This is a genomic window from Ruegeria sp. BB10 (assembly GCF_056535725.1).
This window is the reverse complement of sequence record NZ_JBQFIW010000001.1, coordinates 2,079,042-2,094,026: the sequence shown is the minus strand read 5'-3', so window position 1 is coordinate 2,094,026 and position 14,985 is coordinate 2,079,042. Positions and strand designations below refer to the sequence as shown.

Genomic DNA, 14,985 nt, shown 5'->3' with positions numbered 1-14,985 from the left:
CCGATTGTTTTAACGCAAGGGTTTGATGCCATGTCAGAAACACTGGACCTGCATAAGTTCGAAAACCTAAGTCCTTTTCAAATCAAAGACGAACTGATCAAGCTGGCGCAGAAAGAGTCACGCCAGATGGCGCTGCCTTATCTGAACGCAGGGCGTGGCAATCCAAACTGGATCGCCTCCAAAGCGCGCGAGGCGTTTTTCCTGCTGGGGCAGTTCGCCATGACCGAAGCACAGCGCCATCGCAACGAAGTGCTGGTCGGTCTGGCAGGGATGCCGCAGGGGCCGGGTTGCTATGATCGGCTCAACGCCTATTGCGCGGACTCGATCGCGAAGAACGGCCCTCCGGGCGCAGATACTCTGGCCGCTGTGGTGGATTTCGCGATTGAGAAATTCGGTTTTACCCCAGACGATTTCGTGCTGGAACTGACCGATGGCATCGTCGGTGATCATTATCCAATGCCGGACCGGTGCATGGCGCATAACGAAGCCATCGTCCATGAATACGTGATGTGGGCGATGTGCGCGGGGCACCGGACCGATGCCAAGTTTGACATTTACGCGGTCGAAGGCGGCACTGCCGCGATGTGCTATATTTTCAAGGCGCTCAAAAACCAACGGTTGCTGAATGCGGGCGATACCATTGCGCTGGGCACGCCGATTTTCACGCCCTACCTGGAAATGCCGGTGCTTGAAGATTACGGGCTGAATGTGGTGGACGTGTCCTCGGAAGAAGAGGACCATTTCCAGCTGACCGATGACGATCTTGAGCAATTGTCCGACCCAAAAGTAAAAGCGTTGTTCCTGGTCAACCCGGGCAACCCGTCCTCGGTCGCCATCAGCCCCGAGGTCATGGCCCGACTGGTCGAATTCGTCAAAACCCGGCGGCCTGACCTGATCATCCTGACTGATGACGTCTATGGCACCTTCGTTCCAAACTTTCAGTCCGTTATGGGTCACCTGCCCGAGAACACCATCGGGGTTTATTCTTACTCTAAATATTTTGGCTGCACGGGGTGGCGTCTGGGGGCCATTCTGGTGGCCGAAAACAACATCTTCGACAAGATGATTGCCGAGGCTCCGGAGGAAACCAAGACCGTCGTCAATGCGCGATACGAGACGCTGACCCCCGATCCGTCGTCGTTCAAGTTCATCGACCGGATCGTCGCCGACAGCCGCGATGTTGCACTGAACCACACGGCAGGCCTGTCCCTGCCGCAGCAGGTGATGATGACGCTGTTTTCGCTGGTCGAGTTGATGGACGAAGATAAGGGATATCAGAAGTTCTGCTGGGGTATCCTGAAACACCGTTTTGATGAACTGGTCGAGGGGATGGGTATCGACGTGCCCGACAACCCATTGTTCGACAAATATTACGGCATCATTGATTTCGAATTCTGGCTGCGAAAATATGTTGGCGAAGAGGTGGTGGTGTGGATCAAGGAAAACGTCCACCCGCTGGATATCTCGTTCAAGCTGGCGCAGGACCACGGTATCGTTCTGTTGAACGGATCGGGCTTTGATGCACCGAACTGGTCGGCACGTGTTTCTTTCGCCAATCTGGACGATAGCGCCTATCGCCAGATTGGGCGTGCCGTGCGGGCGGTGGCTGTGGGCTATGTACAGGCCTATCGGGCCTCGAAAGGATTGCCGCTACACGGCTGAGGCAGAGCTGCAGGGAAGGGGAGCTTATCATGGAATTGATCGGGTCGATCCTAGGCCCTCATCCTGCGCTGGCCTTGTTCTGCAGCCTTGCCCTTGGCTATGCGCTAGGCAAGATCACCATCGGCTCGTTTACCGTTGGATCGGTAGCGGGCTGTCTTCTGGCAGGTGTTCTGGTCGGCCAGACCGGAGTGGTCGTTTCAGATGACATGAAACAGGCGTTCTTTTTACTGTTTCTGTTCTCCATTGGGTACCGAACCGGGCCACAATTTTTCCGGTCTTTGAACTTTGGTGCGTTGCCGCAGATTGCCATCACAGTGTTGCTTTGTGTTGTGGCGCTGTTGGTCGCGGTGCTGTTGGCTCCGCTTATGGGGCTGTCCGTTGGAATTGCTGCGGGGCTTTTAGCGGGTGGTGTCACGGAAAGCGCGACCTTGGGTGTTGCCATTGACGCCTTTGCAAAAGCTGGCGCCGACGAGGCCGCGCAAGCCATTTTCGACGGTGAGATTGCCACTGGTTTTGCCGTGGCTTACTTCGTCGGGGTCATTGCGACCATCTTTTTCCACACGCAGCTGGCGCCCAGGCTCTATGGCAGGTCGCTGAAAGAGGCCTGCGCAGAGTACGAGGCCGGGTTGAACAGCAACGACGCTCCGATGGTGTCCGAACACCGCGATTTCGAAGCCCGCGCTTATCGTATCAACCCCGAATTCGTCGGCCACAGGATTTCCGAGCTTGAGGCCCGCGTGCCTGAACATGTTCGCGCGTTTTTCGATCGTGTCCGCAGGGGCAATAAGATCCTGCCCACCACTCGCGATATGGTGCTGCAAGAGGGTGACATAGCCGCCATCGCCGGCGTGCGATCCTATCTGATCGAACACACTGCCTTACTGGGGGAAGAGGTTGAAGACCCCGAACTTCTGGACTTGCCGGTTCAAACCAACGACATCGTCGTGACCAACAACGAGGTGGTCAACAAGACCCTGGCTGAACTGTCCGCCCGTCCCGAAGCGCGCACCATCTACTTGCGCGGCATCATGCGCAGCGGCGAGCGTTTGCCAATCTTTCGCGGCGTGACCCTGCACAAGGGTGACGTGCTGACCGTTTCGGGCACTCGCAGTCATATCGAGGATGCCGCTGCACGCCTTGGTTATCTGGACCGCGAAACCAGCAAGACCGACATGGTTTTTGTGGCCTTTTTCATCCTGATGGGCGGGTTGATCGGTATCCCCGCGTTGAAGTACGGCGCGATAGAACTGGGGCTTGGGACGTCGGTCGGCGTGCTGCTTGGCGGTCTGGTGGCGGGGTGGTTGCGCTCGGTCCACCGCACATTCGGCTTTGTGCCCGAGGCAACGCTGTGGATATTCGACTCGCTTGGTTTGTGCGTGTTTGTGGCCTGCGTGGGCATCACCTCGGGACCGAGCTTTGTGACCGGGGTGATCGAAAGCGGGCCATCTTTGATCTTCGGGTCGGTGGCCATCGTGTTGTTAGCCCATGGGTCGGCGGTCATTGTTGGGTGCAAGGTCTTTGGCATAAACGAGGGCGTTCTGGCGGGCACCTGCTGCGGGGCAGGGACCTCGGCCCCCGGTCTGGCCGCCGTGCAGGAAGCGGCGCAGAGCCAGGTTCCAACCCTAGGCTATGGTCTTGGCTATGCCGTGGGCAACGTCTTGCTGGCCCTGTGGGGCTCGGTCATCGTTATTGTATTGATGTAGCTTACGGCACGAATGCCACAACCAACGGACCCCAGAGTGTCAGGAATATGTTCGCCACCGCATAAGTCATCGTAAACGCGGGCGTCGGGGTTGCATTCCCGGCTTTTTCCAGAAGCGTTGCAAAACCGGGATTACCCGACCGCGACCCTGTCACCACTGCACAAGCCTCGACCGGGTTTTTGATACGCAAGACGAAATAATTGATCGGGAACTGCACGATCATCGGCATAAGCGTGACCACGACGCCCAACAACAGCAAGGTGATCCCGTATTGCTGAATGGCTTCAAGCGCAGGTTTGCCCGCGTTCAGCCCGACAACCCCAACGAACACGGCCAGGCCAAAGCTTTGTAGGAAATTCGCAGCCCCACGATTGATCCCACCGATCTTGGGCCGCCGGATGCGCAGGTATCCGATGATCAGCCCGGTTACCAAGCAACCAAGCCCGGACCCAAGCGCCACTTTCGTACCGGCAATGACAAAACTGATCTCACCGATCAGATATCCAACAGCCACGCCGATCCCCAGTGCAATGAAGTTGGTGACTGAGGCTGCGGGCGGCACATAGCCCGCCATTTTAGCAACCCGGTTCAGATCATCCTTGTGACCGACAATGCTGACTTCATCACCCGCGTGGATTTCGGTGTTGTGCAGCACTGGCACTTCATGGCCCATGCGGATGATTTTTGAGATGTGGACGCCCCGCCGCTGATCCGCCGTCAACGCCTCGCGCAATTCCACTAGCGTCTTGCCGGTCAGTTTGCGGTTGGTGACCACGACATTGCGGCGCTCTTCCACAACGGTCAGTTCGGGCGGGTATTCTCCGATTTCACCGCTAGCTGTACCTTCGAATTGTGTCAGCGTTCCGACCAGGCCAGAAACCACGATCACGTCCCCTGCGCTGATCAAAGTATCCGGCGTCGGATCCACCGGGACGCCGTCCTGCAGCAGCTTTTCGACGACCAGATCACCGTCATAGCTGCCCTCGATGGATTTGACCGATTGGCCTGCAATCGCGGCGTCTGCATTCACCTGATAGGCGCGAGCATCAAATCGGTTCATTGGAAGGAATTCGCCTTCCTCCAGCTTGCGACCGCCACCGCTGAGTTTCTGAGCCAGCTTGATTGCCTCTTGTCGCAGGTCGACACGCATGATGATCGGGATAACGCTGACCGCTAGGATCGGACCGATTGAGCCAAAGATATAAGTGACCGAATACCCCACCGCGATATTGGTTTTAAGCTTTTCCGCCTCATCCGCTGCCAACCCCAGCAAGTCGATGGCATTGCCGGCGGTGCCGATGATCGCTGACTGCGTCAACCCTCCGGCGGCCAACCCGGCGGCCAGCCCTTTGTCCAACCCCGCCAATCGAGCCACGACGATGACGAAGAACAACCCCCATAGCGTCATCATGAACGCGGCCAGCAGCTTGGTCAGGGCGGTTCGGTTCAGAGCCGCAAAAAACTGCGGGCCGCCATTGTAGCCGACCATGAAAATGAACAGCGAGAAAAAGACGTTCTGAACATCCGTACTCAGGTTGATACCGCCGATCTGACCCACGAAAACGGCCACCAGCAAGGTTCCGGCGATGCCACCCAGTTCGAACTTGCCGACCCGGAACTTGCCGACGCCGTATCCCAGGCCAAGACAGAGAAAAAGCGCCATGATCGGAAAGGCGCGGAGCTGTTCAGTGATCAATTCCATCTTAAATTCTCCAGGGTTCAAGTCTGGCTTTAACGGCGCCACGAATGGTGCTTCAGAACGCTGATAATGCTTGGAAATTTAGATTATCTGTGTTGCGTCGCGCTCAGGTAAGCATCGGTTTTGTGATCTGTCAAATTGCCCAGTGAAATTCACCGCCTGCAATGGAATCGACCGAGACGCGGCAAATTGGGGTTCGAAGCGCTATAGCACCCAACAAAAGAAAGGAACGCCAAGCCTGTACTGCGCGAAATACGCATGCAGTTTCATTTTGTGCCACAACAATGTGTCACGCCGCTTTAACGCATACAGTCTTGTTGTTTTGTTGGCTCGACCCTCAAAGGTTTTCCTTTTTCGCCCGAAAAAGCACAATGAAATCAATGCGTGGTAACTCGATTGCTGCCCCCAACATTCCTTTTTTGCAGCAAAGTTCTTCCTTCCAATGGCAAAGAAAAAGCCAGCGATACGCTGGCTTGCAAGAACATTTATGATCTCAGAGTAGATCGCGTCGGCGAAATACTATGCGGTTTCTTCCGTTTATTGCCCAACTGCCCGGCCACAGGAGTGCCTTGGGCGAACCGGATTTCCGCTTCGCCGTCGGTTGGGACGTTCGCGCATCCTAGCCGTGTGTGCGCAACTTGCCGGGGTCGTAGACCGGGCAGGCGGTAATGTGGGCCGTAGTTTCTGCTAAGGGCTCTCACTGCCAATTCGGACTTGGTGCAGAGAAGGTCCGTGGCGAGCCCAAAGTGTCAAACATCGCATGGTACTGCAATGAACGCCTGCGACAGCAACTGAGATATACACTTTAGTGGTCAGGGGCTGCTCCTGATGTTCCTCGAATTGTCAGAGTCGCAGAATACTCGAAATGACGGACTGGCAGATCGGGTGTTCGCATTCGGTCCAGAAGGATCTCGGCCAACCGCTTGCCTAACTTCTTCGGGTCGATCGCCATGGTCGTGAGGCCGGGCGTCGAGACGGCCGCATCCTCGATGTCATCGAAGCCTACTACTGAAAAGTCATGCCCTGGTTTCAATCCGGACTGGATCAAGCCGAAGCAAGCGCCAAGCGCCACAACGTCTCCGTTGCAAACAATGCCCGTCACCTCGGGGTGTTGGTGACGGAGTGCGGCAATAGCGTCAACGCCAGCACTCTTATTCTCATCGCATGGCCAGACAATTGGTTGCACGTCATCCATCTGCTTTAAAGTGCCAAGGTAACCGGCAATGCGTTCTTCACGCACGGACGATTGCTCGGTGCCGCCAAAATAGGCGATGTGCTTGTGCCCTAAGTCTATCAAGTGCTGCGTGGCTTGTGCGAGGGCTTCGGTATTAAGAATGCCGACATGGTCGAAAGACTGCGACACCTTTCGCATGAATGTCACAGCGGGAACACCGTGAGCATTCAGAAGCTCTATAGATACTTCGCTTGTGTCGAGCGCCGGAACCCAGATCAATCCACGTCGGCCAAATCTGATGCAGGCTTCCAGAAGGCGGTCTTGACGTTGAAGATCGCCTTGCGCATCGAGGATCGACACCATGAACCCTTCGGTTTCGAGCAAGTCGACGGCGCCACTCACAACCTCTGCGTTAAACGGGTTTGCCAATTTGTTTAGGATAAAGCCGATCTCGCGATTGTCACCTGATCGCATTGTGGCCGCCGCTTGATTAGGGACGTAGCGCAGACGTTTAGCTGCGCTCAGGACTTTCTGACGTGTCTTCTCTGAAATTCGGCCGGTGTCACGCATAACTTGGCTAACGGTTGGAACCGATACGCCCGCTTCTTTGGCAACGCTGGATAGGGTGGGTTTTTTCTTCATGGTCACAGTTTAGATATATCGTTTGCCTAACGTCGCAATTGGTTTTGCAATTGGCAAGCAAATTATGGCGAAAGCTTGGCGGTAACAGGCTTGACTCAAGATACAACGATATATCATATTAACTGCATTCGCCCGCAGACTGACCCAAAGGTGTCGGCGAGGGAGAGAGGTTGTCGGGTTTCGGTCAGCCTCAGACATAGGGAGGAAATCATGTCGATTCATCTGAAACTGTCGGGTGCCGTGTCCGGTGTTGCGATGCTTGTTGGCGCAGCTGCCGTGCAAGCTGAAACTCTGTTCTGGTCGACCCAGGCCCGGCCCGCCGAAGAAGCGCAGGCTATGCGGACTGAGGTTCTTGGTGGCTTCGAGGGCGGGGTTGACTACCAACCGAACGAAGATGGCCCCTGGCTCACTCGCTTGCAAGCCGAGCTGCAAGCCGACTCAGGCAGCATTGACTTGCTGGGTTCCTTGCATGGCAACTTCTCGGCGATGAACCCTGATGACCTGATGGACCTTAGCGATCTTGGCGTCATGTCGGCGTCGGGCACTTTCAATGATCTGGCTAAGCTGGGAACCGACAGTCTGCAATATATGCCGTGGATGCAAGCGAGCTATATCATGGCCGCCAATACGGAAGCGCTGCAATACCTGCCTGAAGGTGCGGACATCAATGCACTGACCTATGACCAGTTGATCGCGTGGGCGGCGAACGTTGAAGAAGCGACGGGTCAGAAGAAGTTCGGCTTTCCAGCGGGACCCAAGGGTCTGAAGCACCGCTTTTTCCAAGGTTATCTTTACCCGTCCTACACCAACGGTGTTGTGCGGACCTTTGCTTCGCCCGAGGCTGTGACGGCATGGGAAAAGTTCAAAGAACTTTGGAGCCATACGAACCCCGCATCAACCAACTTCTCATTCATGCAGGAGCAGCTGTTGAACGGCGATGCCTGGATTGTCTTTGATCATACTTCGCGCCTTGCGCAGGCTTTCAATGAGCGTCCCGACGATTTCGTCGCCTTCCCGGCGCCTGCTGGTCCGACCGGTCGTGGCTTCATGCCTGTTTTGGCAGGCGTTGCCATCCCGCGAACCGCGCCGGATGCCGAAGGGGCCAAAGCTTTGGTGGCTTATTTGATGCAGCCGGAAACGCAGATCGCAACCCTTAAAGCCACAAACTTCTTCCCTGTGGTTGAAGTCGAGTTACCAGACGATCTGCCGCCTTCGGTCAAAGCTGCCGGCGAAGCGGTTGCCAAGATGAGCGGCTCAGCAGACGCCAATCCTGGCCTGCTACCTGCCGGTCTGGGCAGCATGGGCGGCGACTTCAACCGTGTATACGTGGATGCATTCGAACGCATTGTGCTGGCTGGTCAACCCATCGAGCAGGTTCTGGAAGATCAAAAGAAACAGCTGGAAAAGATCATGAACGAAACTGGCGCGCCTTGCTGGGCACCAGATGCGCCTTCGGAAGGTGCCTGCCCGGTCGAGTAAGACTTTCCTGACAGCCGGGCCGTCGAAGCAATGGCCCGGCTCCCCAGCAAAATCCCAACTTAAAGGAGCGGTCCGATGGAAGCGCGGCTATTGCCTTACTTTCTGATCCTCCCGGTGACGCTATTTCTCTGCCTTTTTTTCCTTTACCCATTTGCGCTGGTTGCGCAGCAGGCGTTTGGTACAGAGAACGGCTTTTCACTGGATAACTTTCGCGAGGTTGTGAACTACTGGAAGTTCCCGATCTCCATGAAGAACACCTTTCTTCTGGCTGCGGTCGTGGTGCCGATCCAGCTGGCGCTGTCACTGCTGATGGCCACGATGGTCACTAAGATGCAAAAGGGCCGCGATTTGGTTCTCTATATTTGGACCATACCGCTGGGCATCTCAGATCTTGCGGCTGGTATCATCTGGCTGGCGATCTTCGAGCAGTCGGGTTTCCTGAACTCGATGATGGTCGGGCTTGGTGTTACTCAGCAACCTGTGAGTTTGCTGAGCTATCAAACGCCGTGGGTAGTGTTTCTGGCGATTATGCTTGCCGAGATTTGGCGCGCGACCGCGATTATGCTTGTGATCCTTGTGGCGGGCATCGGTCTGATCCCCAAGGAATACTACGAGGCTGCGGATGTGTTTGGCGCCTCGCGCTGGAAACAGTTCACCCGGATCACTTTGCCGCTTCTGCGCCCATCGCTGCAAACTGCCCTGGTCCTGCGTGTCATTCTGGCCTTTGAAGTCTTTGCTGTGGTCGCAGCCCTTGGGGGAACGATATTCCCGGTGCTTATGGGCGAAATCTACGCCTATCAGTTTGACTTGCAGAATGGCGGAGCAGCAGCAGCGCTGGCGATCATCGTTCTGATCATCTCGATCGTCTTCACTCTGATCATCATGCGCGCTCTGCGCGTCCCGAAAGGAGCCACGATATGACGGCAGTTGCAGACGTTGTGGCCCCTGACGCCCGCAAAGCGGGAAGGGGGCTCTATCGGGCTGGGGTTATCCTGCTGTGCGCTTGGGTGATTATTCCGCTCTACCTACTGTTCGTGAACACGATGTCTTCACCGGATACGGTGAACAGTTTTCCCAAGAGCTTCATTCCGGAGTTCAATATGGGATCCCTGGAGTTCTTTATGGGGTTCCAGGGGATGCTGAGGGCGCTTTGGAACTCGGTTGTGGTGGCTTTGATGACGATGGTGATGTCCATCGCCATAGGCGCCCCGGCGGGCTACGCGCTATCGCGGTTCGACTTCCGAGGGAAAGAACTGTTCCGACTGCTGATCCTGCTGACACGGGCCTTCCCGCTTCCGCTTTTGGCACTACCCTTGGCAGTTCTCTTCATCCGTACGGGCTTGGATGATACGGCTTTTGGTCTGGCGCTGGTTCATACAACGTTGGCGATCCCCTTCGCGGTGCTCATCACCTTTTCGCTCTTCTCGGGTATCCCGCTGGAGCTCGAAGAAGCGGCCTGGACATTGGGCTGCACACGGCTGACCGCATTCACCAAGGTGATCCTGCCTCTGGTGCTACCAGGGATCACAGCCTCGGCGATTTTCGCCTTTGTGATCTCGTGGAACGAAGTGTTCGCGGCCGCCGTTCTGACCATCGAGAACCGGACGCTTCCCGCGTTCCTGTTGCAGACCCTGGGCGAGGCCCCTTTGCACCTGAAATTTGCAGGCGGCTTTATCCTCGTGGTGCCTGCGCTGATCTTCATCTTCGCCGTGCGCAAATATCTCTTTGCGATGTGGGGCATCGCCAACCGCTGAGCGGTGGCTGAAAGGAAACTGTTATGGCTGAAATACAGATCAAGAACGTCGCCAAGAACTTTGGATCTTACCAGGCTCTTCACGACATCAACCTGACCATCGCAGACCAGGAATTTATGGTCCTTTTGGGCGCCTCGGGCTGTGGTAAATCTACGCTTTTACGCATTATCGCAGGGTTGGAAACGGCTACGACCGGCGAAATCTGGATCGGTGGCCGCCGGGTAGATCACCTGTCGCCCAAAGATCGCGGCATCTCGATGGTGTTCCAGAACTATGCGGTGTTCCCACACCTGACTGTGTTCGAGAACATTGGCTTTGGTCTTCGGATGCAAAAGCTGCCCGATGATGAAGTCAAACGCCGGGTCGAGCGAACTGCTGGGTTGATGCATATCGAACAGCTTCTAAAGCGCTATTCGGGAGAATTGTCCGGCGGCCAACGTCAACGGGTCGCTGTTGCCCGTGCGTTGGCAATGGAGCCGGACGTGATCCTGATGGATGAGCCGCTGTCGAACCTTGACGCGCTCCTACGCATGGAGATGCGTGCCGAGTTGAAAGGCGTTCTGGCCGAAAGCAAAACCACCGCCATCTATGTGACACACGATCAGGTCGAAGCTATGTCCATGGCTGACCGGATCAGCGTTATGCATCAGGGCAAAATTGTTCAGGCAGCCTCACCCATCGAAGTGTACAGGGATCCAGCGGCCGAGTTTGTGGCCAGTTTCATCGGCAACCCTCCGATGAATTTCCTCCCCGCTGAAGCTGCGGGCTCTGGTCGCTGGACAGTGGCGGGACAGAGCTTTGACGGGCCGGCAAATGGAAAAGATCTTAAATGGGCCATCCGTCCAGAAGATCTGCGCATTGCGGATCAGGGTTTTGGAGCGCGAGCCAAAGTAGTGGAGCCTCTGGGCGCACATTTGCTCGTGACTTGTGAAGTGGACGGACACCAGTTCCGCGCCGTCCTGGACAGTGAGCTCAGCGTGAAACCTGGTGACGTACTTACGCTGGCGCCGCAAGAAGGCCGGGGTCGCTGGTTTGACCCCGAAACCACTTTGGCTGTCGCGTAAAGGAGAAGATATATGAGCCAAGCGCTGATTGATCAGGCTCGTGAAGTAATGGAAGGAAATGACCGGGGTAGCTATACAGTTCCCACCCATGGCCTCTATCCCTTTCAGTGGAATTGGGACAGCGCATTGTCCGCGCTTGGCTTCTCGCATTTTGACATGAATCGGGCATGGGTCGAGGTCGAGACTCTTATGGCTCATCAATGGGACGATGGTATGGTGCCCCATATCATCTTTCATGAACCCGATGACGGATATTTCCCAGGCCCTGAAGTCTGGAAAACCGGTCAAGTTATACCCACGACTGGCATCACCCAGCCAGCGGTCGCGGGCTTTGCTGTGCGGAAGCTCTACGATCGGTCCAACGACAAGGCTGTTGCGCGCGAACGGTTGGCTGAGCTCCTGCCAAAGGTTCATGCGTGGCACCAATGGTTCTATCGCGACCGCGATCCCGACGGTACGGGGTTGGTCGCAATCATTCACCCTTGGGAGTCTGGCCGAGACAACTCGGTGGATTGGGATGAAGCGCTGGAAGCCATGCCGATCGAGGGCGTCGCGCCATTTACGCGGCGCGATACGACACACGCCAACCCTGATCACCGCCCGTCGGACGAGCAATACAAGTGTTACATCTGGCTGCTTGAACATTTCCGAGGGCTTGGTTGGGACAATGCGAAGCTCCACGATGCCTCACCCTTCCGGCTGGTTGATCCGGGCTTCAACGGTATCCTGATACGGTCCTGCGACGATGTAGCGGATTTGGCCGAAGTCCTGGGCGATACCTCAATGGCTTTGGAGGCGCGAACAATGGCCGTGAAGAGTCGTGCGGCATTGGAAAGCCTTTGGAATCGGACACTTGGACAATACACGTGTTACAACCGCGCTGCTGGTCATCTGCAGAGCACGCCCACGGTAGCAGGGCTACTCGCAGCAATTGCCGATGTCCCTCATGGCCGCGCTGAGGAGTTGGTACGCAGGATCGCCTTGTTGGGCCAGCGATGCGGCTATCTGGTGCCCAGTCACGATCCGGCAGATGGCGCTTTTGACAGCCTGCGCTACTGGCGCGGGCCGACATGGTTAATCGTAAATTACTTGATTGCTGAAGGTCTAGGTCGATCCGGGCAGGGGGAAATGGCACAACGCATCCTCGCCGACAGCCTAAAGCTTATTCAGAAAAGCGGCTTTGCAGAATATTATGACCCGATGAGTGGTGAACCTTGTGGCGGCGGTAGCTTTACGTGGACCGCAGCCATGGTAATCGAAATCCTCAAAACCAAAAGAGTGCCGGCATGAAGCGTTCGCGCATCAATGAAATCATGGCCCAAGCAGATGAGATGATCCGCACTCACGGGTTCACGTTGCCGCCCTTTGCCTTTTGGACACCCAAGGAGTTTAAGGCCCGTGAAAGTGATGCCCGTCACGTGATTGACGCAAGGTGCGGTTGGGACATCACCGATTATGGTGACGGTGATTTTGACAAGATGGGCCTGTTCCTCTTTACCCTGCGCAACGGGTTACAGAGTGATTTGGCCAAGGGCGGCGGCATGTGCTACGCCGAGAAGCTGTTGATTTCAAGGCAGGACCAGCTGTCGCCCATGCACACGCATGTTCTGAAAGCTGAGGATATCATCAACCGCGGTGGCGCAACTCTGATTGTTGAGCTTTTCGGCTCAGGCAACGCGGGTGGTTTTGCAGAGGATCGCGGCGGTGTGGTCTGGCTGGACGGCTTCCGACATCATTATCAACCGGGCGAGAAGCTGCGCCTGGCACCGGGTGAAAGCGTTACCCTGCGTCCTGGTGATTGGCACGCGTTCTGGGGCGAAGGCGGGGATGTGCTAACCTTCGGGATTTGCTCCGAATGTACGCGGCAGGGCGCTTAGAGTTTCAGTTGGGTGAAGAGCTGAACCGGCGCGAAGATCCTTGTCGGGTAGACGATTGCGGAACTTCGTGACAAAGGCAGCGAACGAGAAGCAAGCGGGACAAACCAGCCGTTCGCCGCACGATGCCCGAACTGGTAGGAAGGCCACCCAAGCAGACCTTCGCTGCTAGTGCAGCACTAGGCCTTAGTGACGGCGGCAATGCACTGGAAACGGACTTTAGATCAAAGATGCAGTGTTTTGGAGCCTTGGACAGCAGCTATGTGGACAAAGCAGACATCACGCGGAATCGCGTTTTGACCCGCTACTCGGACAGCTTTCTGACTTGGGCGTGTTCAAATTTTCTCAAGATCACCCAATACCCAGCCGCTCTCAATCCAGCCTTCAGCAGGTCCGTACAGTCGAAACAGTAAGAAGTACGGTTCCGTCGTCGGTATCCAATTGCTCTCCTGTCCTTCGGGTGCTTCGGGAGCAAAGTAGATGTCATACGACCCATCTTCGTTGACCTGCATTGTTTCTACATCCCGCGACGACAGGCCGACTGGGTTCACATTGCGGATGAAGCTCTTGGTCTCCATCGAGTAGACAATCACGGACCAGAAATCCTCGGCGGGCGTGTCTGCAGGGATGTTCAGTTTGTAAGTCTGAGTATGGTCGTACATGTCTCCCGCGCTGTCGCGCAGACCAGTGAGATAGAAGGTGCCACCGCCCAGATTCTTGGGCAGATAGGTAATCCAGAAGTAACTTCCACCAGCCCGATCATCGACCAACACCTCGGTATCGGTCTCGTATGGGAAGCCAAGCTCGGCTTGCCCCTCGGCAAAGTCCCAGATCAGCCATTGCGACTTCAAGTCACCGCTTTCGTCGACCCAAAGCGGAACGGTCGCTAAACCAGGCTCAACGAAGTATCGCTGCATGGCGGCATAGGCCAATAGAAGCCCCTCGTTCATAGCATCGATTTGGCGTTTCGTCGGTTCGAAGGGTTTGCCTTTTTCGATCCCAAGATCCTTCAGGAAATTGACCATGATCTTGTCTTGCGGACGGATCGGGTTGTTTTGAATGTAGTCGTTCAGGTCCTGAAAGTAGGTATGATTGTAGTAGGGCAGCGAGTCATACGGAACCTCGGAGGCTTCGTGGTAGGTGTTCGGCGGCGGGTTATCCGCTTCCGATAAGTAATAGACCTTGATCGTCTGCGCATAGTCCGCAGCGTCGGCATCCGTCGCTCCGTTGTATAGCCTCGGGCGGAAAGAGAAGCCGTACTCGTATGTATCAGTTTCGAAGGGCATATAGCCCGCATCCGTCAGTTCCTGGACCGACATCTCTCCTTCGTAGCCGGGCGGGAGCATCAGGTACTTGCCCCCTTCTCCCTTGTCATGGCCGTCCGGCCCAACATCGACAATTGGCACGTCCCAGGCGTTCACAATCGTTCCGAAGTAGCTGACGTTGTCTGTTGCCGCCGGCACCTCGATCACAAGTGGACCGGGTTCAGATGTCATCGACGACCATGCATAGGCGGTCACGTCGTTCGCTGTCAAAAAGCCATGCTTAGAGTCGAAGGGTTTATTCAGGTAAACGACATCGTTGTAGTCGCCACCGAGGTCACGCCGAATGCCTTTCAGGAAGTCCACCATACCAGCCGCAGGCATTCCCCAGATTGCGGCCTGCGTCGCGCGTTGAACCATGATCGTGTATTCAATGTCCTCGATCTCGGCGGATCTCGCCAGAATATCGCCTGTGTCGTTGAAAGACTGCGAAACGGCTTGTTGACCAGACAGTAGGATTGCGGAAGCTACCGTCAAACAGGGCAGTAAAGCTTTCATATTGATACCTCGGCGTTTAATTGAAACCCCTGCAGTCTATGTACGAATTACTCAAAAGTGCAGTGGCAAACGTCGCCCAAAAAACGTAAAGATTTCTTGCGTCGGCTTCGGGCT

11 protein-coding genes are annotated in these 14,985 nt (G+C 55.9%); 8 read left to right on the top strand and 3 right to left on the bottom strand.

The genetic code is table 11. The features are described 5' to 3' along the window. Positions 1-30: 30 nt before the first annotated feature. Positions 31-1,662: a bifunctional aspartate transaminase/aspartate 4-decarboxylase gene (locus ACR3EP_RS10705; RefSeq protein WP_480637721.1), complete on the top strand. Its 1,632-nt coding sequence runs from the start codon at positions 31-33 to the stop codon at positions 1,660-1,662. A 29-nt stretch (positions 1,663-1,691) separates the two neighbouring features. Next, entirely contained in the window at positions 1,692-3,365 is a 1,674-nt protein-coding gene (locus tag ACR3EP_RS10700; protein WP_480637719.1) for an aspartate:alanine exchanger family transporter, read from the top strand. A gap of 1 nt (position 3,366) precedes the next feature. On the opposite strand, the gene aspT is transcribed toward ACR3EP_RS10700, so the two are convergent. Both aspT and ACR3EP_RS10690 read right to left on the bottom strand, forming a co-directional pair. Further along, on the bottom strand, positions 3,367-5,067 hold the full coding sequence (gene aspT / locus ACR3EP_RS10695; protein WP_170411565.1) for an aspartate-alanine antiporter: 1,701 nt from the start codon (positions 5,065-5,067) through the stop codon (positions 3,367-3,369). An 802-nt stretch (positions 5,068-5,869) separates the two neighbouring features. After that, positions 5,870-6,880, bottom strand: coding sequence for a LacI family DNA-binding transcriptional regulator (locus tag ACR3EP_RS10690; RefSeq protein WP_480637717.1), 1,011 nt, complete (start codon positions 6,878-6,880; stop codon positions 5,870-5,872). A gap of 210 nt (positions 6,881-7,090) precedes the next feature. Here ACR3EP_RS10690 and ACR3EP_RS10685 point away from each other — a divergent pair, with 210 nt between their 5' ends. The 6 genes from ACR3EP_RS10685 (at position 7,091) to ACR3EP_RS10660 (ending at position 13,054) form a co-directional block, all read left to right on the top strand. Continuing rightward, positions 7,091-8,359 carry an ABC transporter substrate-binding protein gene (locus ACR3EP_RS10685; RefSeq protein ID WP_480637715.1) on the top strand — a complete coding sequence of 423 codons (1,269 nt, stop codon included), beginning with the start codon at positions 7,091-7,093 and terminating at the stop codon, positions 8,357-8,359. 75 nt (positions 8,360-8,434) lie between these two features. Beyond that, positions 8,435-9,280, top strand: coding sequence for a carbohydrate ABC transporter permease (locus tag ACR3EP_RS10680; protein ID WP_480637714.1), 846 nt, complete (start codon positions 8,435-8,437; stop codon positions 9,278-9,280). Then, entirely contained in the window at positions 9,277-10,113 is an 837-nt protein-coding gene (locus tag ACR3EP_RS10675; RefSeq protein ID WP_117871523.1) for a carbohydrate ABC transporter permease, read from the top strand. The genes ACR3EP_RS10680 and ACR3EP_RS10675 overlap by 4 nt, the downstream gene beginning before the upstream one ends. Before the next feature lie 23 nt (positions 10,114-10,136). Next, on the top strand, positions 10,137-11,177 hold the full coding sequence (locus tag ACR3EP_RS10670) for an ABC transporter ATP-binding protein (RefSeq protein WP_170350239.1): 1,041 nt from the start codon (positions 10,137-10,139) through the stop codon (positions 11,175-11,177). 12 nt (positions 11,178-11,189) lie between these two features. Next, on the top strand, positions 11,190-12,467 hold the full coding sequence (locus tag ACR3EP_RS10665) for an MGH1-like glycoside hydrolase domain-containing protein (protein WP_480637711.1): 1,278 nt from the start codon (positions 11,190-11,192) through the stop codon (positions 12,465-12,467). Beyond that, on the top strand, positions 12,464-13,054 hold the full coding sequence (locus tag ACR3EP_RS10660) for a D-lyxose/D-mannose family sugar isomerase (RefSeq protein WP_480637709.1): 591 nt from the start codon (positions 12,464-12,466) through the stop codon (positions 13,052-13,054). The genes ACR3EP_RS10665 and ACR3EP_RS10660 overlap by 4 nt, the downstream gene beginning before the upstream one ends. A 332-nt stretch (positions 13,055-13,386) precedes the next feature. Here the strand turns inward: ACR3EP_RS10660 and ACR3EP_RS10655 are convergent, their stop codons facing one another. Then, positions 13,387-14,871, bottom strand: coding sequence for a DUF1214 domain-containing protein (locus ACR3EP_RS10655; RefSeq protein WP_480637707.1), 1,485 nt, complete (start codon positions 14,869-14,871; stop codon positions 13,387-13,389). Positions 14,872-14,985: the final 114 nt, after the last annotated feature.